The sequence below is a fragment of the Thalassospira sp. CH_XMU1448-2 genome, assembly GCF_037027285.1.
GTDB classification, from domain to species: domain Bacteria; phylum Pseudomonadota; class Alphaproteobacteria; order Rhodospirillales; family Thalassospiraceae; genus Thalassospira; species Thalassospira profundimaris_C.
Genome location: NZ_JAYMEA010000002.1, coordinates 235110 through 252905 on the forward strand (window position 1 = coordinate 235110; position 17796 = coordinate 252905).

The following is a 17796-nucleotide window of genomic DNA, read 5'->3' on the forward strand; positions in this document are numbered from 1 at the left end:
ATCGGAAAAAAAAGAACCCCGAACCGTTACGGGTCCGGGGCGAGAATGGGAGTGGGAGAATCGCCTGGCGGCGATAATCACTTGTTAAGATATGGATTGTTTGGATGAAGATCGCCTATCCAAGGGGATAGTGGCTTTGGTATTTGGGGTAGGTATTTCAGGATAATGGAATAAAAGATGTGAAGTGGTTCACTTATTTCCGCAATGGTCTGTTATCTTGTCTGATTATCATGTGCAAAGTGGATGGTCGCGTAGCAATCATACCCAATGATCGGTCCGTGCGAAATTTTCAGGCAAAAAACTGTCAAAAAGCGCGAATACTGTGCTAGAACGCGACTATATTAAAGAAACAGACCCCGCGAAGATTTAGAGAGGTTCCTTCCATGCCGGAATATCGGTCCCGTACAACAACCCATGGCCGCAATATGGCTGGTGCGCGCGGCCTTTGGCGCGCCACTGGTATGACTGACGAAGATTTCGACAAGCCGATCATCGCCGTCGTCAACAGTTTCACCCAGTTTGTGCCCGGTCACGTCCATCTCAAGGATCTGGGCCAGATGGTCGCCCGCGAGATCGAGGCTGCTGGCGGTGTGGCCAAGGAATTCAACACCATTGCCGTTGATGACGGCATCGCGATGGGCCATGACGGCATGCTCTATAGTTTGCCTTCGCGCGAAATCATTGCCGATTCTGTCGAATATATGGTCAATGCCCATTGCGCCGATGCGATGGTCTGCATTTCCAACTGTGACAAGATTACCCCGGGTATGTTGATGGCTGCAATGCGCCTTAATATCCCGGCTGTGTTCGTTTCGGGTGGCCCGATGGAAGCAGGCAAGGTCATTCTGAACGGCGAAGAGCATCACCTTGATCTGATTGATGCGATGATCCAGGCTGCCGATCCGAATGTTTCCGATGAACAGGCCAAGGTGGTCGAGCGTTCTGCATGCCCGACTTGCGGGTCTTGCTCGGGCATGTTTACCGCGAACTCGATGAACTGTCTGGCCGAGGCGCTTGGTCTTGCGCTTCCGGGTAATGGATCTGTGCTGGCAACGCATGCTGCGCGCAAGGAACTGTTCCTTGAAGCTGCACGGACCTCGGTCAAGCTCGCACGTCGCTATTACGAAGAAGAAGACGTGACTGCGACCCCGCGTGGCATTGCCACGTTCGAGGCCTTTGAAAACGCCATGGCGCTTGATATCGCAATGGGTGGCTCGACCAACACGGTTCTGCATCTTCTGGCGATTGCCAAGGAAGCCGAGGTCGATTTTACCATGGCCGATATGGATCGCCTGTCACGCAAGATCCCGTATCTTTCCAAGGTTGCGCCAAACCACCCGAAATTCCACATGGAAGACGTCCATCGTGCCGGTGGCATCATGCGTATTCTGGGTGAACTTGATCGTGCCGGTCTGTTGCACACCGATGTTTCGACCGTGCATACCAAAACCATGGCCGATGCCCTTGAAAAATGGGACATCAAACGCACCACCAACGAAGCTGTCCACAAATTCTATCGTGCGATGCCAGGCGGCGTTCCGAGCCAGACGGCCTTTTCTCAGGAACGCTACTGGGACGATCTCGATCTTGATGAAAAAGAGGGCTGCGTTCGTGATGTGGCGCACGCCTACAGTCAGGATGGCGGTCTTGCGGTTCTGTTTGGCAACCTTGCGGTCAATGGCTGCATTGTTAAAACCGGTGGTGTGGATGAAAGCATCCTGAAATTCTCCGGTCCGGCCGTGATCTGTGAAAGCCAGGACGAGGCTGTTGCCAAGGTTCTTGGTGGTGAAGTCAAGGAAGGTGACGTTGTCATCGTCCGTTACGAAGGACCGAAAGGCGGACCGGGCATGCAGGAAATGCTCTATCCGACCAGCTATCTGAAATCGATGGGGCTGGGCAAGGCCTGTGCTCTGATCACGGATGGTCGTTTCTCGGGGGGGTCTTCGGGCCTGTCGATCGGTCACGTATCTCCGGAAGCCGCTGCTGGTGGCGATATCGGCCTGATCGAGCCGGGCGATATGATCGAAATCGATATTCCGAACCGTTCGATCAAAATCGCTGTGGACGACGCTGTTCTCGCCGAACGCCGCAAGGCGATGGAGGCCAAGGGGCCCGAGGCATGGCGTCCGGCCAAGCCGCGCAAGCGTAAAGTCTCGACCGCCCTTCGCGCCTATGCCGCCATGGCAACCAGTGCCGATCAGGGGGCAGTTCGTGATGTCAGTCAGGTCGAGTTCTGATCGGTCCTGCACCAACAACAGTTATGAAAAAGGGCACCTTTGGGTGCCCTTTTTTTTGTTTTGGAATGCCCGCATTCAGGACAGGGCCTGTTCCAGCGGTAAATTGTCATATCCGAGCGCATCTGCAACCGCCTGATAGGTCACCTTGCCACTATGAATATTAAGGCCCGCTGCCAGATGCAGATCATCCTTGCAGGCCTGTTTCCACCCCTTGTTGGCCAGTGCAAGGGCAAAGGGCAGGGTGGCGTTGTTCAGTGCAAAGGTTGATGTGCGTGCAACGGCACCGGGCATATTGGCAACGCAGTAATGCACGACATCATCAATGATATAGGTCGGATCAGCATGGGTGGTGGCTTTGGATGTTTCAAAGCAGCCACCCTGATCAATGGCGACATCGACAATCACCGATCCGGGTTTCATCTTTGAAAGCTGTTCCTTGCGGATCAGTTTGGGGGCCGCAGCACCGGGGATAAGAACCGCGCCAACAACCATGTCGGCATCAAAGACCAGGGCTTCGGTGTCGTCAATCGTTGCATATTGGGTTTTGATACGGGGACCGAAAACGTCATCAATATAGGTCAGACGTTTGACATTCTTATCGAGAATGGTGACATCAGCCCCCATGCCGGCAGCGATCCTTGCGGCATTGGTGCCGACAACACCGCCACCGATCACGACAACCTTTGCTGGTGCCACACCGGGAACACCGCCAAGCAAGACCCCGCGTCCGCCATTTGCTTTCTGAAGGGCGGTTGCACCGACCTGCGGGGCCATGCGTCCTGCCACCTCGGACATCGGTGCCAGAAGTGGCAAGCCGCCATTCCGGTCCGTCACGGTTTCATAGGCAATTGCTGTTGCGCCAGATTTGATCAGGCCTGCGGTCTGGTCCGGGTCCGGGGCAAGATGGAGATAGGTAAACAGCAACTGACCTTCGCGTAGCTGTTCATATTCAACCTTCTGCGGCTCCTTGACCTTAATAACCATTTCAGCGGTGGCAAAAATTTCGGCTGCGGTTCCGACAATTTCCGCACCCGCAGCCACATAATCTTCATCACTGCAACCGATCCCGGCACCTGCCATGGTTTCGATTTTTACCTTGTGACCATGAATGGTCAGCTCCCGGACTGAACTTGGCGTCAGTCCGACACGGTACTCGTTGTTTTTGATTTCCTTTGGAACACCAATCAGCATTTCGTTTTCTCCCGACGAATTCAGGTGGTAATCGGGTTATCTCCCGGCTTTGACCGGGGACTCCCGGGCATTTCGCGCCCATTTTTGATTGTTTGTGCATGATACCCTAAAAATGGGGCAATTAATCTTCAATTCCAGACCCGTTTGGTGATATCATTGCTAGATAATTTAAAAGAATGACCTAAATCTCGGAGGATTATTCTAATGCAGATGGACGAACGTGACCGCATGATCCTGCGTTTGTTGCAGAAAGATGGTCGCATCAGCAACGCGGACCTTGCTGAAAAGGTCAACCTGTCGGCTTCGGCCTGTTTGCGGCGTGTGCGCCTGCTCGAAGAGGCGGGCTTTATTGATCATTACACGATGCTGCTCAATCCGGCCCGGATTGGCAAACCGGGCAATGCGTTCGTCAATATCGCAATTACCCGTCAGACCCGCGAAGCACTTGAGACCTTTGAACGAGAAGTCCAGAAGGTGCCCGAGGTTGTCGAATGCTATCTTCTGGCCGGACAAAGCGATTATCTGGTGCATGTTGTCTATAGTGACACCGCCGATTACGAGCGCATCCACAGCGAAGTCCTGACCCAGCTTCCCGGTGTCGAGCGCGTTCAAACCGTGATCACGCTTCGTGAAGTCAAACGCACCACCGAATTGCCGGTCTAGAACCCCTGAAATACTGAACGTGTGCATCTCTGATGCGAATACAAGGCCCGTTATCTGACATGGTACCTTGCCTTGATCTTTTAAAAGTCGCGCGGCGGGATAAAGCCGGTTTCGGTATCTGCGACTCGTCAGGGAAATGTACAGATTCGCAAGATTTGTTCGGAAATTTGGTGCTGGTTGATTTTATGTGACCGTTATTCATCTACCGGAGAGGATGTGTCACGGATAAAATCCCTGTTTTTTCAAGGTGTCATAAGTTTTGTCTATTTATTCTCGTTCCACGGTTTGACTTTTAGGTGAATTACAATGCAATAATATTGCGGGGAAAAACGCTGGGGGAAGCTAATAAATATGGAACAAGAAAATCTTGTTCGTGCGCGAAGCCACGAACAGAAACTGAAGCGTCGTGCTGATATCCTTGAGGCTGCACGTGCGCTGTATCTTGAAGGCGATGGAACCTTGCCATCGGCAGCCGAGGTTGCTCGAAAGGCCAATCTGGCCAAGGGAACCCTTTATCTCTATTTCTCAAGCAAGGAAGCCCTGTTTCTTGAAGTGCTGCGCCATTTCCAGAAGGGCTGGTTTGAGAACAATCTTGATATCATTGATCAGGAAGCATTGCGTCGCCCCGAAGAGCGGGACTCTACCCGTGTGGCGCGCGAATTCGTGCAATATCTGGTGAAGAACGAGAAGTTTCTCTGTCTCGCATCCTTGGCGCAAGGCGTTCTGGAATCAGGTTCAGACGACGAAATGGTCGTCGGTCAGCGCCGTTTTCTGGCCTCTATGGTCAAACGTACGGCTGATGCCCTGGCAGAGCTTTATGCGATCACGCCGGACGAGGCCAGCAAGCTGATGCGGTCTTCCTATGCGCTGGTGCTTGGGTTGTGGCAGATGTCACAGCTTCCGGAACGGGTGAAGCGCCTGATGGAACAGAACGCCCTGAACAGCCTTATCATCGATTTTGGAGAAGCTGCCGAAGAGGCCGTGGTGTCTTATTGGCAGGTTGCTGCACCGGGCATGAAATGTCGCGAGATGATGCGACGTGCCGCAGCAGGTGAATGTTCCTGAGCAACAGGTTTTCAGATCATCTGATTACATGAAAACAGCGCCGAAAGATTTCTTTCGGCGCTGTTTTTGTCTGAGCATTTTGGTTCAGGAAATCGGGTCTATATGTCGCTCGCGTTTGCTGTGCGGTTGCGCATTCGTTCAGACCGCAGGATCATGATGCTTGCGATCACAATCAAGATCGACACGGCAAGAATGATCAGTGTGGCTAATGCGTTGATCTCTGGCGATACCCCAAGACGCACGGACGAGAAGACCTTCATCGGAAGGGTGGTTGACCCCGGTCCGGCGACAAAGCTTGCAATCACCAGATCATCAAGCGACAGCGTAAAGGACAGAAGCCAGCCCGCCAGAAGGGCCGGAAGGATCATCGGAAGCGTGATGACGAAAAAGATCTTTCCGGGCTTTGCGCCCAGATCCATCGCGGCTTCCTCGACCGAGATATCCATCCCCGACAGGCGCGACTGCACAACAACCGCGACATAAGCCGCGCAGAAAGTCGAATGCGCGATTGTGATTGTTGAAATCCCGCGTCCTGCCGGCCAGCCGACAATTTGTTCGAGGGTTACAAACAACAGCAAAAGCGACAGACCGGTAATGACTTCGGGCATCACAAGCGGGGCTGCGATCATGCCTGAAAACAGGGTGCGTCCCTTGAACCGGCCAAAGCGTGACATGACAAGCCCGGCTGGCGTGCCAAGTGCCAGTGCAAGGGTTGCCGACATCACACCGATCCGAAGGCTGTTCCAGGCGGCATCAATCATGCCGTCATTGTTAAACAGCGACACGTACCATTTGGTCGAAAAGCCCGACCATACGGTCACCAGCTTGCCTTCGTTAAACGAATAGATGATGACAAGCAGGATCGGCACATAAAGAAAGGCAAAGCCAAAGGCCAGTGCCGAAATCAGGAAGGTTGAACGTTTACCACTCATTGCTGGCCTTCCTCCTGCTTGGTCTGGATATGCTGGAACCACATGATCGGAACAACCAGGAAGACCAGCATCGCAATCGCCACTGCCGAAGCAATCGGCCAGTCACGGTTGGCAAAGAATTCGTTCCAAAGCGTTCGACCGATCATAAGGGTGTTCGGACCGCCCAGAAGTTCCGGAATAACGAATTCGCCCACAGCCGGAATAAAGACCAGAAGCGATCCCGCCAGAATCCCCGGAAGTGACAGCGGCAGGGTGACTTTGACAAAGGCCTGCCAGGGCTTGCAGCCAAGATCAAGGGCTGCCTCGATCAGGCTGACATCCATTTTCTCAAGTGTCGAGTAAAGCGGCAGGATCATGAAGGGCAGGTAGGTGTAGACAATCCCGACATAGACCGCGAACTCGGTCTGGCGCATGATCAGTGGTTCGGAAATGATGCCGGTCCACAGCAGGAATGCATTGATCAGGCCTTCGCGATCCAGAATCCCGATCCACGCATACACACGGATCAGAAAGCTGGTCCAGAATGGTAGGATCACAAGCATCAGAAGCACACTGCGCATCGATCCGCGCGCACGGGCAATCCCGTAGGCCATCGGATAGCCGATCAGCAGGGTGATGACGGTGGAGATCGCGGCAATCCGGATCGAATTCAGATAGGCCGTCGCATAAAGGCTGTCTGATAACAGGAACAGGTAGTTCCCGAAATTAAGCGTTATCGTTACACCTTCATCAATCCAGGCGAACAGCGCGCTATAAGGCGGCTGCGCATATTCGGCCATGGAAAAACTGATCTTCAGAACGATCAGAAACGGCACAAGGAAGAACAGGAAAAGCCAGAAATACGGAATACCTATGACCAGTACCCGGCCATGCTTGATCATCCAGCGATCAAAACGTTGTTTCAGGGTTAGCTTGTCACTGCTCATTGGTTCAGAACCGAAGCAGCCCCGGCCTCCCACGATACCCAGACGCTGTCTTCCCACGTGTAACGCGGTTCGATCTGGCGGGTGGAATTCGGTTCGGTCACCTTGATGCGTTTGCCGCTTGCAAGGCGCACGTGATAGGTCGAAATGCCGCCAAGATAGCCGATCTCTTCAACCTTGCCCGACACACAGTTATATTTGGTGTCTTCCGGTGCCTCTTTGGTCAGACGCAGGCGTTCGGGGCGAATGGCGGCCCAGAATGTCATGCCCTCGTGGCCCTGAACCGCGTGATCAATGTAGATTTCGCAACCGGCTTCGTCGGATTTGATGACGGCGTATTTCTCGTCATCATCAACCAGAACGCCTTCGATCAGGTTGACCTGACCAAGGAAGTTCGCCGTGTAGCGGCTGTTGGGATATTCATAAAGTTCGAACGGCGTTCCGATCTGGTTGATCACGCCTTCATTCATCACGGCGATACGTGATGCCATCGTCATGGCTTCTTCCTGGTCATGGGTCACCATGACAAAGGTCGTGCCGACTTTTTCCTGAATATTGACCAGTTCGAACTGGGTCTGTTCGCGAAGCTTCTTGTCAAGTGCGCCAAGCGGTTCATCAAGCAACAGAACCTTGGGGCGCTTGATCAGTGAGCGGGCAAGGGCAACGCGCTGGCGCTGTCCGCCCGAAAGCTGATGGGGTTTGCGTTTGGCAAACTTGCTCATCTGAACAAGGCCAAGCATCTCGGCCACCAGTTCCCTGATCTCGCTGCGCGAAACCCCGTCCTGCACAAGGCCGAATGCCACATTCTGCTCGACGCTCATATGCGGGAACAGGGCATAGGACTGGAACATCATGTTGGTCGGGCGTTCATAGGCCGGAACACCGTCCATATCGACGCCATCAATATAGATTTTTCCCGATGTCGGTTCCTCGAACCCGGCCAGCATGCGCAGAAGCGTTGTTTTCCCGCAGCCCGAACCGCCCAGAAGGGCAAACAGCTCGTGGCGATAAATATCAAGGGAAACATCATCAACGGCGTAGAAGTCACCGAATTTCTTGGTCACATTCTCAAAGCGGATATAGGGAACCGCATCCGGGTTGTTCCAAGGTTGCGTCTTATGCACGTCCTCATGCGCGCGATCCAAAACCGCCTCAGGCACCAGCATTCTCCCCTGTTTCAAATTCATGATGAACCGATAATTCCAGACGACAGTCCCTGATGATCTGCTGCGCAATCTTTGAATGTTGCGTCGGCGCCGGTATGTCGGTTCGCTCTGATAACAGGATGAAGCAATTCTACAATCTGTAAAGAGGGGTGTGCGATATTTTGAACAACAACCCGTATATGCCGCCAAAAATGGCAGGAAATGACCTTGGGGTGTTCAGAAAATGTGCATTATTCAACAGGCCTCCGGATGCGGGCTGTTGGTCGGGCAGGTGTGAATATCATCACAGGATCGCGAGTCACATCACGGCCCGGCTGCACATCAAAAAGGGCGCGATCAAAATCGCGCCCTTTGACGTTCAGAAGGTCCGACCATCAAGCGATGGTCGCAACAGATTTCTTACTGACCGGTTTTAAGTTTGGTCCACAGACGGGTACGGGTGCGCAATTCGCGGGGACCCGGTTCGATTTTCGAACGCAGACGTTCCTTGACTTCCTGAGACGGGTAAACGCCCGGATCAGATTTCAGCGCTTCGTCGATCATCGGCATGGCTGCAAGGTTCGGTGTTGCATAGGCGACATAGTTTGCAATGTCGGCTTCAACATCGGCACGCAGGACATAATCGATGAATTTGTGTGCGAGCTCGGCATGCGGTGCATCGGCCGGGATCATCATCACGTCAAACCAGATCAGGGTACCTTCATTCGGGATCACGTATTTGATCTCGTTGCCGTTGCCGGCTTCTTCTGCGCGGGCTGCTGCCTGACCAACGTCACCCGACCAGCCCACAGATACGCAGACATTGCCGTTGGCAAGGTCGTTAATGTATTGCGAGCTGTGGAAATAGGTGATGTACGGGCGGATTTTCTCCAGCTCGGCCATCGCACTTTCGATGCTTTCTGCGGTCGGTGCGCCTTCCGGCATATTACCAAGATAGAAGTTCACAAGCGGGACGATCTCGCCCGGATCATCCAGAAGCGTCAGGCCACATTTGGACAGGGCTTCGGCATATTTCGGATCGAAAATCAGCGACCAGCTGTCAAGCGGCGCGTCATCCCCAAGGAGTTCCTTGACCTTGGCAACGTTATAACCAAAACCGTTGGTGCCCCAAAGATACGGAACAGCGAAATCGTTGTTCGGATCGTATTTTGCGGTCTGGGCCAGAATGACCGGATCAAGGTTGCCGAAATTGGTCAGTTTGGTCTTGTCGACTTTCTGGAAAATGCCCGCCTGGATCAGGCGCTGGGCATCGGCCAGGGTCGGGACAACAATGTCGTAACCGGAATTGCCGGCAAGAAGCTTTGCCTCGACAACCTGGTTGCTGTCATAGACGTCGTAGTTAACCTTGATGCCGGTTTCTTTTTCGAAATTGGCAATGGTTTCTTCGCCGATATAGTCAGACCAGTTGTAGATGTTCAGAACATCTTCGGCCTGCGCTGCACCGGCAAAGCCGATCGAGGCAAGCACGACAAGGCTTGAAGATTTAAGAAGAGATTTCATTTCGCTGAGCCTCCCATGTGGCAGCGTTTGAAAGTTTGGTGATCCTGTTGTTTGCTTCCTCTAGGACCCGAGGACACGTCCAATATCCTTCGAATGCATCAGGATATTGTCAAACACAAGATGGAAAATTGTGCATTTTTCGCATCAAGTAAAAAATTAGGCATTTTCGATGCAATAATCTTGCGCCGGGACTTCACACCCGGCGCAAAATTCGACCCGCAGTTTTAAACGTTCAGCAGAAGATGCTCGCGTTCCCATGCACTGATCACGGTCTGATAGGCATCCCACTCGGCTTCCTTGACCGCCAGAACCGCTGCCGAGAATTCCTCGCCAAGCAGCTCTTTAAGCGGCTTGCAACGCTGGAACTTCGCCAATGCTTCATGGATATGGCGGGGCAGGGAATGGGCGCGGTCATAGCCCGAACCCTCGATCGGTGCGGTTGGCTCGATTTCTTCAATGATGCCAAGCAAGCCACAGGCAAGTGATGCGGCAACCGCCAGATACGGGTTTGCATCCGCGCCCGGGATCCGGTTTTCGATACGACGTGCCGCAGCCGGCCCATTGGGCTGACGCAGGCCGACGGTACGGTTATCAAGGGACCAGTGCATGTTGATCGGCGCATCCGACCAGGGCTGCAAACGGCGATAGCTGTTCATGTTCGGAGCCAGAAGCGGCATGGCCGCGGGCAGGTAACGCTGCAGGCCGCCAATATAGTTCAGGAACATCTTGGAGTTCTCGCCATCATCATCGGCAAACAGGTTCTTGCCAGTGTTGATGTCGATCAGACTTTGATGGATATGCATGGCGCTGCCCGGATGGTTGCCCATCGGCTTTGCCATGAAAGTTCCGTAGACTCCGTGTTTGAGTGCAGTTTCGCGCAGGGTGCGTTTGAACAGGAACGACTGGTCGGCCAGTTCAAGCGGCTCGCCATGGTTGAAGTTCATTTCAAGCTGGGCCGGACCGGATTCGTGGCTCATGGTATCGGCATCGATATCCATGGCCTCGCAATAGTCATACAGGTCTTCGATCAGCGGATCGAATTCGTTGATCGCGTCGATTCCAAACGCGTTCGATGCCCGTTCCGGGCGCCCGGAACGTCCGATCGGCGGCTCAAGCGGGTTGTCCGGGTCGGTGTTTTTTGCCACCAGATAAAATTCAAGTTCAGGGGCAATGACCGGTGTCATGCCGCGTTCCTCAAAAGCCTTGAGAACACGTTTGAGAACCCCGCGCGGCGAGGTCGAAACTTCCTCGCCCGAGAAATGATAACAGTCGCAGATGATCTGAGCAGTCGGCTCCTCGTACCAGGGCACAACGCGGATGGTCTTCGGGTCAGGAACCATCACAACGTCTTTCTCGGCGGGATCAAGGAATGCATCGGTTTCTTCGGGATAGCCGCCAGTCACAGTCAGGCAGAAAATTGCCTCCGGGATGGCAAGGCTTTTGGCCTCCAGACCGCGCAGGAATTTCTGCGTCGGCAGGACCTTGCCCCTTGCGACCCCTGACATATCCGGGACGATGCATTCGACTTCTTCGATTTTACGCTCAGATAGCCACTTCTTGAGATCGGTGCTCATATGTAGTCGGGCGCTTTCACGCCAGTCCTTCAAAATTGCATTTTCTTGCGTTTTTCGGGCCATTCCCGACAAAATTCACAAGAAAGAATGTTGGTCTTCGAAGAGTTTTGTATTTAATTTTCTTATTGTCTTTGTTTTTCGAATTATAGTCGAAATATTGGTGTTATCGTCGAAGATATCAATTCATATCTCTGGAACGCTTCCACCATATTGCGCTATAAGTGCTCCAGATTATAAGGGCAGCGTTTGGACGCTGGTCAAGGAGGTATTATGAAAATCGAACATCCCTATCTTATGTTTCTTGGTGACGCGCCGGACGAACTGGCAGCAAAAACCGCAATCGGCATCAAACAGTGGCGTCCGGAATGGTGCGTCGGTCAGCTCAGCCTTCCGGGCTGTCAGGCCGATCTGGGTCTTCCGGAAATGTCCATTGCCGAAGCAAAGGCAGCAGGTGTTAAGACTCTGGTACTTGGCGTTGCCAACCGTGGCGGCATTATCGGTCCGGCATGGATGGAAACCCTTCTGGCAGCAATCGATGCCGGCATGGATATCGCCAACGGTCTGCATACCCGCCTTTCGACCATTCCCGAACTGGTTGAAGCTGCCGCTGCCAAGGGCGTGAACCTGTTTGACGTGCGTCACTTCGATGGCAAGGTTCCGGTCGGTAACGGTGAAAAACGTTCCGGCAAGCGTGTTCTGGCCGTCGGTACCGATTGCTCGGTTGGTAAAATGTACACCACGCTTGCCATTGATGCAGAGATGAAAAAACGCGGCATGAAGTCCGACTTCCGCGCGACCGGTCAGACCGGCATCTTCATCGCGGGTGAAGGCATCTCGGTTGATGCGGTGATCTCTGACTTCATTTCGGGTGCTGTTGAAACCATAGCACCGGCAAATGATGCAGACCACTGGGACGTCATCGAAGGGCAGGGCAGCCTGTTCCATGCATCCTTCTCGGGTGTAACCATGGGCCTCATCCACGGTTCGCAGGCTGACGCGCTTGTGATTTGCCACGAACCGACCCGTGCGCATATGCGCGGTCTTCCGGGCTACAAACTGCCCGATCTCAAGACCTGCATGGATGTCAACCTGATGCATGCCAAACTGACCAACCCCGATTGTGTGGTCGTCGGTTTTGCAATCAACACCAAGGCGCTTGACGATGCCGCTGCCAAGAAACTTCTGGCAGAGATCGAAGCGGAATTCGGTCTGCCGGCGGTTGATCCGGTTCGCATCGGCGTCGGTCCGATCGTCGACAAGCTCCAGGAGATTTAAGTTGCCCCAGCTTAGTGTGATTTCCGAAGTCTTTCCTCTGGCGCAGGTTTTCAAAATCTCGCGCGGGGCGCGGACCGAGGCACATGTGGTCAAGGTGACCCTGACGGACGGCACGCATACGGGCTATGGGGAATGCGTTCCCTATGCCCGTTACGGCGAAACTGTGGAAGGTGTCATTGCTGACATCAATGCACAGGCTGATGCGCTGTCACGTGGCATGACGCGTCTCGAGCTTCAGGATGCCATGAAAGCCGGCGCAGCGCGCAATGCTGTCGACTGTGCCTATTGGGATCTCGAAGCCAAGCGCACCGGACGCCGCGTTTGGGAAATGATCGGTCACAAGGCCCCCGAAGGGTTGGTGACGGCCGAAACGCTCAGCATCGATACGCCTGACAACATGCGCGAAGCGGCACGCAAAATTGCCCATGCGCCTTTGTTGAAGGTCAAGCTGAATGGTGAAAATGTTCTCGAATCCGTGCGTGCGGTTCGCGAAGGTTCACCCAGGGCCCGTATCATTGTTGATGCCAACGAGGCATGGACGCTGGATCTGCTTGCCGATATCGGCTCGGAACTTGACGGGCTTGGCGTTGAAATGATCGAACAGCCGCTTCCTGCGGGGCAGGATGATGGTCTGATCGATATCGACTGTCCGGTTCTGTTGTGTGCCGATGAGTCGGTTCACACGGTTGCCGACATTCCGCGTCTGGCCAATCTCTATGACATGATCAATATCAAGCTCGACAAGACCGGCGGTCTTACCGGTGCGCTGGAACTGGCAGAAGCCGCTTCCAAGGCCGGAATGCAGCTGATGACCGGGTGTATGGTGGGGACCTCGCTTGCGATGGCACCGGCCATGATCACCGGGGCAATGTCACGCATTGTCGATCTCGATGGCCCGATCTGGATGGCCAAGGACCGGGAAAATGCCCTGACCTTTAACAATGGGGTCATGGGGCTTCCTGATCGTGCTCTTTGGGGCTGATCATCATGTACCGGAAATTGCCCGAGATCGGGCAATTCTGATCCCTGTTACGATATACAAGGCCGCACCGAAAGATCCGGTGCGGCCTTGTTCGTTCGGGAAAGGTCGTTGGCAGGCCGATGACCCACGGGTGCCGATCAAGAAAGTTGCATTTTTCTTAAAGCGGCGCTGAAAATATTAGTTAACAAATTGTTATTTATTTTCAGGTGCTTACGTATAGATTTCCAACGGAAAAGTATCGAAATACTCCCCGGTCGGGTACTTCCACCTCTAATGGATAGTTGTATCTTGGGTTAAATAAGGGAACCATGATGCTCATATGAGGGGACAGGTAGGGCCCTTTAAAAAACTGAAGCTGGAGCTGTACTGCGTGCTATCTGATCCCTTTAAAGATAGTAGACGCACTGCCGGATCTTTGCGGTGTTGCTATCGTGACTTCCTCTATACGCCAAGGCATGCAGAATTGATGCATTTGCGGCGCAAGGAGTCGATTCAGCTTTCCGCACGTTTTGCCGCTCTTTTTGTTCTCGTTCTTCTGCTGGCGGCCCCTTTCTGGGATCACAGTTTTTCCACCGATATCTGGTCGTCACAGACTGTTATAATGCGATTGCTGGTTGGTTTGGTTGCCTTGGCGGTCATTACCAATCGGGCTGTCAGTGCGCGGTTGCGACGCCGGTTTCCCTATTTGCCGATGTTGATGCTGATCGTTGCGGCCTGTTTGCTCAGCATCTTTTCCGGCAATGATCCCGAATCCACTATCTTGATGCATTCCGCCCATAGCTGTTTGATGCTTGGCCTTGTGCTGATGATTGCGATCATGCCTGTGACCCTGGTCGAGGCGATTTTGCTATCGCTTCCCATCATCGCGCTTTTGATCGTTGGCAGTTATGTCGATCTGGCAACCGGGGTCATCCCGCTTGAAATGCTGTTGTCGGTCTTGCTGCCGCTTGCCGTTTTTTCGGCCCTTGTGCAGCTTTACCGGACGATCATGGCTGCCCAGGAAATTGCGATCGACCCGCTTACGGGCTGTTATACCCGGGCTTTTGGCATGGAAATGATCAAGGTCAGCTTCGATGGTGCGCTTCGCAAGCGCGCCCCTTACACCGTGGCCTTTATCGATCTTGATGACTTCAAGCAGATCAATGACCGCTATGGTCATGATTACGGGGATCGCATTCTGGGCGAGGTCGGGGAAAATCTGGTAACCCGGTTCCGGCGATCCGACCTTGTTGTCCGCTGGGGCGGGGAGGAATTCCTTGTTCTGCTGCCCGAGCTTGATCATGCGCGTGCAGCCGAAGTGCTGGACCGTGTTATGGCGCCGGGGCTGGCGGCACTCGAAAACGGTCAGGTTCAAAGGGCCAGTGTTGGCCTGTCAGAGCGGATCGAAGATGCGATTGCCCTGCCGCAAAACCTGATCGAGCTGGCTGATCGTCGCATGTATGAGGCCAAGAAGCGTCGCGATCATGATGATATGATCGCCAATAGCCTCTCGGGGCGTCGCAACGCTGTGGCGCGCAATCCCGGTGCTCCCTGCAGTGCCAAGGTTCAGCCTGTTGACCGGACGCTGAACTAGGCTTTCAGAGCTTTCCTGATTTTATTTTGATCCTTGTATTAAAACACCAGTCTTGCTGGATTGTGACAACAGGAACGTGTTTTAGGCGCGGCCAAAGTCATCATTGTGATCGCTTGGGCTGCGGATTTGCGAATCCCTTGGATCATTTCCGGTGCAATTAGAGGCCAAAATAACCGTTCAACGGGAAATGATGGTGGGGGACAGGCGATTTTTGGTCCTGCCTGAAGCCAGATTCGCGCCGATTCTCTTTCCGATTGTGAAAATACGCTTTTCTTCAGTGATCAAAAAATAATCTCTGACTGGGGATTTTCAGGGCGATTGACGGGCATTGTCATAAAATTGTGATCAAAAAACGTGCAGTAATATTTTTGGCGAAAAAATAGTCAAAAAGCTGTTGCGTCCTCCCCGGCAAATCGGTAATGTTCATTTGTGCGCTGCGGTAGGACGCAGTGCATTCCGGCGAGCGACTTGTCGCTCGTTTCTTGGACGTTTCCTCCCTAGACTTGGGCCGCTGTCACAGGCGGCCTTCTTTTTTGCCTGAATTCTGCCGTTTCGGTTGATGGTTGAGCTTGAAACTAACCGATTGGTCCAAAATTCCCCTGCTTTGAAAATATAATTGTGCGCTGCAAATCAATTTCCGGTTTTGCTGATGTGGCTGTGTCTTTTGTATGTGTGAACTCTTGTGTGCCGCAGGATGCTTTTACCGAACATCGCGCCCTGTTGATTCGGTTCAAGTGTTAAAAAGGGCGCCATCACAGTTGTTTCTGCAGTGGCGCCCTGGAATTCGCGGTTTCGAATGTTCTGAGATTACTTCTCTCGGGTCGGGTTGCCTTCGGGAATCGTGCCGTCACCATCCCCAAGCCCGCGCTGCATGATCACGCTATCGACCCAGCGGCCCAGTTTGAAACCGGCTGATTGCAGGGTTCCGGCAACCCGGAAGCCCAGACGCGCATGCAGGCCGATAGAGGCTACGTTGGCGCTGTCACCGATCACCGCGACCATCTGGCGATAACCAAGCGCTGTGCACCGTTTAATCAGCTCTGAAAGCAACGCGCGACCCGCACCCTTGCCGACGACATCGGGTGCGATATATATCGTGTCTTCGACCGTAAAACGATAGGCCGGGCGCGTACGATAGGACCCGGCATAGGCAAATCCCTCAACCCGGCCGTCAAGCTCTGCGACCAGATAGGGCAGGCCGCGCTCGCGCACATGTTGCCAGCGCGATGTCAGTTCGGCGATTTCCGGGGCGCGTTCCTCAAACGAAGCCAGCCCATGCAAGACATGATGGCCATAGATTTCAGTGATGCGCTCGAAATCTTCGGGTTCTGCGTCACGGATCACCAGATCGTGCAAAACAACACTGGTCGCGGTATCGGTCATTAAAGCGGGTTCCCGTCGAGATCATGGAAGGACGCAATCAGATTGGTCATCTGGTCGCGCAAAACGTCAAATCCGCGATGCGGGGTGATTGTGGCTTCATCCATGTAAAGCGCGCGCGACAGCTCGATCTGAAGACTGTGCACATGCTCCTCGGGGCGGCCGTAATGACGGGTGCAATATCCCCCGGCATAGGGGTCATTGTGCGCCGGACCAAATCCCATATCGCGAAGACAATCATCCACAAACCGCGTCAGTGACGGGTGGCATGATGTTCCATAGCAATCGCCAAGCACCAGATCAACGCGGTTTTTTGTGCTGTCGGTGGAATCGCCGGGCATCGAATGGCAATCAATCAGGATGCAATAGCCAAATGTATCGCGCGTCTGCTCAATCAGCTTCTGCAAGGCCCGGTGATAGGGACGGTAATAGGTATCGATGCGTTCGAATGCTTCTTCGACGGGCAGGCGGCCTTTATAAATCTCGACCCCGCCACTGACCACACGTGGAATCGACCCAAGTCCCGAAAGCGCGCGCATCGAATTGATTTCCGCATCATGGGGCAGGTCACCCTCGAACATGCGCGGATCAAGTTCCATCGCCGCCCGGTTCACATCTACATAGGCCCGCGGGAAGGTCGCGCACAGCAGCGGTGCGCCGAGTTTCGGGGCCGCGTTGAACAGCTGATCGACAAAGGCATCTTCCGATGCGCGTAATTCAAACGATCCGATCCGTGCACTTTCAATCAGATCCTGCGGGTATTGGCGCCCCGAATGCGGGGATGCAAAGACCACAGGCAAGGTCTGCCGTGGCGGCAGGATAACAGTAGCAGGCCCGCTAGAGGCAATTTCCGAAGGCAACTGGTTCATTGTCTTTCGTAATGTCCATCCCTGAATGGGTGTGTTGAATGTCCCGCGGTCCCCAAAAATCATATTGCACCTGATCAGGGGCAATATGTTCCTCTAGCATATGGTAATTGGAGCAGAATTGATGAAGATTTTTTGTCAAAAAACCATTTCTGGGGTTGCGCCTTTGTCTGCCTTGGGCTAAATACCGCCTCGCCGACGCAAACGGCACAGACCAATCCTTTCGATATGATCGGGGCGGTCTTCTGAAAGATGGATTTGCGGGCCTATAGCTCAGTTGGTTAGAGCGTTCGCTTGACATGCGAGAGGTCACAAGTTCGAGTCTTGTTAGGCCCACCATCTTTCACACCCATAGGGGCCTATAGCTCAGTTGGTTAGAGCGTTCGCTTGACATGCGAGAGGTCACAAGTTCGAGTCTTGTTAGGCCCACCATTCCCACCCCGCCGGGTTCCCGCGCGGGGTTTTGTGT

14 protein-coding genes and 2 tRNA genes are annotated in these 17796 nt (G+C 53.7%); 8 read left to right on the forward strand and 8 right to left on the reverse strand.

Annotated elements, in window-relative coordinates; translation table 11 throughout:
• Nucleotides 1-383: 383 nt before the first annotated feature.
• Entirely contained in the window at nucleotides 384-2237 is a 1854-nt protein-coding gene (gene ilvD / locus WA318_RS08410; RefSeq protein ID WP_114099861.1) for a dihydroxy-acid dehydratase, read from the forward strand.
• 75 nt (nucleotides 2238-2312) lie between these two features.
• Here the strand turns inward: ilvD and ald are convergent, their stop codons facing one another.
• A complete protein-coding gene (ald, locus tag WA318_RS08415) occupies nucleotides 2313-3428 on the reverse strand; it encodes an alanine dehydrogenase (RefSeq protein ID WP_336080575.1) in 1116 nt (371 codons plus the stop codon).
• A 204-nt stretch (nucleotides 3429-3632) separates the two neighbouring features.
• Here ald and WA318_RS08420 point away from each other — a divergent pair, with 204 nt between their 5' ends.
• Nucleotides 3633-4091, forward strand: coding sequence for an Lrp/AsnC family transcriptional regulator (locus WA318_RS08420; RefSeq protein WP_114099863.1), 459 nt, complete (start codon nucleotides 3633-3635; stop codon nucleotides 4089-4091).
• A 351-nt stretch (nucleotides 4092-4442) separates the two neighbouring features.
• Nucleotides 4443-5156 carry a TetR family transcriptional regulator gene (locus WA318_RS08425; protein WP_114099864.1) on the forward strand — a complete coding sequence of 238 codons (714 nt, stop codon included), beginning with the start codon at nucleotides 4443-4445 and terminating at the stop codon, nucleotides 5154-5156.
• 98 nt (nucleotides 5157-5254) lie between these two features.
• Here the strand turns inward: WA318_RS08425 and WA318_RS08430 are convergent, their stop codons facing one another.
• From WA318_RS08430 to WA318_RS08450, 5 genes are all read right to left on the reverse strand, one after another.
• A complete protein-coding gene (locus WA318_RS08430) occupies nucleotides 5255-6088 on the reverse strand; it encodes an ABC transporter permease subunit (RefSeq protein ID WP_114099865.1) in 834 nt (277 codons plus the stop codon).
• Nucleotides 6085-7014 (reverse strand): ABC transporter permease subunit, encoded by a 930-nt coding sequence (locus WA318_RS08435; RefSeq protein ID WP_336080576.1) that lies wholly within the window; start codon nucleotides 7012-7014, stop codon nucleotides 6085-6087. The genes WA318_RS08430 and WA318_RS08435 overlap by 4 nt, the downstream gene beginning before the upstream one ends.
• Nucleotides 7011-8177 carry an ABC transporter ATP-binding protein gene (locus WA318_RS08440; protein ID WP_114099867.1) on the reverse strand — a complete coding sequence of 389 codons (1167 nt, stop codon included), beginning with the start codon at nucleotides 8175-8177 and terminating at the stop codon, nucleotides 7011-7013. The genes WA318_RS08435 and WA318_RS08440 overlap by 4 nt, the downstream gene beginning before the upstream one ends.
• A 399-nt stretch (nucleotides 8178-8576) precedes the next feature.
• Nucleotides 8577-9677 (reverse strand): polyamine ABC transporter substrate-binding protein, encoded by a 1101-nt coding sequence (locus WA318_RS08445; RefSeq protein ID WP_336080577.1) that lies wholly within the window; start codon nucleotides 9675-9677, stop codon nucleotides 8577-8579.
• A 224-nt stretch (nucleotides 9678-9901) separates the two neighbouring features.
• A complete protein-coding gene (locus WA318_RS08450; RefSeq protein WP_114099910.1) occupies nucleotides 9902-11251 on the reverse strand; it encodes a glutamine synthetase family protein in 1350 nt (449 codons plus the stop codon).
• 270 nt (nucleotides 11252-11521) lie between these two features.
• Between WA318_RS08450 and dgcN the strand changes: the two genes are divergently transcribed.
• From dgcN to WA318_RS08465, 3 genes are all read left to right on the forward strand, one after another.
• Nucleotides 11522-12526 (forward strand): N-acetyltransferase DgcN, encoded by a 1005-nt coding sequence (dgcN, locus tag WA318_RS08455; protein ID WP_114099869.1) that lies wholly within the window; start codon nucleotides 11522-11524, stop codon nucleotides 12524-12526.
• Nucleotide 12527: 1 nt separating this feature from the next.
• Complete coding sequence (dgcA, locus tag WA318_RS08460; protein WP_336080578.1) at nucleotides 12528-13508, forward strand: N-acetyl-D-Glu racemase DgcA; 981 nt, start codon at nucleotides 12528-12530, stop codon at nucleotides 13506-13508.
• Nucleotides 13509-14109: 601 nt separating this feature from the next.
• Nucleotides 14110-15081 carry a GGDEF domain-containing protein gene (locus tag WA318_RS08465; protein ID WP_258548805.1) on the forward strand — a complete coding sequence of 324 codons (972 nt, stop codon included), beginning with the start codon at nucleotides 14110-14112 and terminating at the stop codon, nucleotides 15079-15081.
• A gap of 807 nt (nucleotides 15082-15888) precedes the next feature.
• Here the strand turns inward: WA318_RS08465 and WA318_RS08470 are convergent.
• Both WA318_RS08470 and WA318_RS08475 read right to left on the reverse strand, forming a co-directional pair.
• The gene (locus WA318_RS08470; protein WP_114099872.1) at nucleotides 15889-16464 is read right to left on the reverse strand and encodes a GNAT family N-acetyltransferase; all 576 of its coding nucleotides are present in this window, start codon (nucleotides 16462-16464) and stop codon (nucleotides 15889-15891) included.
• On the reverse strand, nucleotides 16464-17330 hold the full coding sequence (locus WA318_RS08475) for an N-formylglutamate amidohydrolase (RefSeq protein WP_336080579.1): 867 nt from the start codon (nucleotides 17328-17330) through the stop codon (nucleotides 16464-16466). Before WA318_RS08475 ends, WA318_RS08470 begins: the two co-directional genes overlap by 1 nt.
• Nucleotides 17331-17589: 259 nt before the next feature.
• Here WA318_RS08475 and WA318_RS08480 point away from each other — a divergent pair.
• Nucleotides 17590-17666, forward strand: a tRNA-Val gene (locus WA318_RS08480).
• A 16-nt stretch (nucleotides 17667-17682) separates the two neighbouring features.
• A tRNA-Val gene (locus WA318_RS08485) sits at nucleotides 17683-17759 on the forward strand.
• The last annotated feature ends 37 nt before the right edge of the window (nucleotides 17760-17796 follow it).

Bases quoted from the DNA above. Each gene is read 5' to 3' on its own strand.
- ilvD (WP_114099861.1), top strand. From the start codon at position 384: ATGCCGGAATATCGGTCCCGTACAACAACCCATGGCCGCAATATGGCT.
- ald (WP_336080575.1), bottom strand. From the start codon at position 3,428: ATGCTGATTGGTGTTCCAAAGGAAATCAAAAACAACGAGTACCGTGTC.
- WA318_RS08420 (WP_114099863.1), top strand. From the start codon at position 3,633: ATGCAGATGGACGAACGTGACCGCATGATCCTGCGTTTGTTGCAGAAA.
- WA318_RS08425 (WP_114099864.1), top strand. From the start codon at position 4,443: ATGGAACAAGAAAATCTTGTTCGTGCGCGAAGCCACGAACAGAAACTG.
- WA318_RS08430 (WP_114099865.1), bottom strand. From the start codon at position 6,088: ATGAGTGGTAAACGTTCAACCTTCCTGATTTCGGCACTGGCCTTTGGC.
- WA318_RS08435 (WP_336080576.1), bottom strand. From the start codon at position 7,014: ATGAGCAGTGACAAGCTAACCCTGAAACAACGTTTTGATCGCTGGATG.
- WA318_RS08440 (WP_114099867.1), bottom strand. From the start codon at position 8,177: ATGCTGGTGCCTGAGGCGGTTTTGGATCGCGCGCATGAGGACGTGCAT.
- WA318_RS08445 (WP_336080577.1), bottom strand. From the start codon at position 9,677: ATGAAATCTCTTCTTAAATCTTCAAGCCTTGTCGTGCTTGCCTCGATC.
- WA318_RS08450 (WP_114099910.1), bottom strand. From the start codon at position 11,251: ATGAGCACCGATCTCAAGAAGTGGCTATCTGAGCGTAAAATCGAAGAA.
- dgcN (WP_114099869.1), top strand. From the start codon at position 11,522: ATGAAAATCGAACATCCCTATCTTATGTTTCTTGGTGACGCGCCGGAC.
- WA318_RS08465 (WP_258548805.1), top strand. From the start codon at position 14,110: ATGCGATTGCTGGTTGGTTTGGTTGCCTTGGCGGTCATTACCAATCGG.
- WA318_RS08470 (WP_114099872.1), bottom strand. From the start codon at position 16,464: ATGACCGATACCGCGACCAGTGTTGTTTTGCACGATCTGGTGATCCGT.
- WA318_RS08475 (WP_336080579.1), bottom strand. From the start codon at position 17,330: ATGAACCAGTTGCCTTCGGAAATTGCCTCTAGCGGGCCTGCTACTGTT.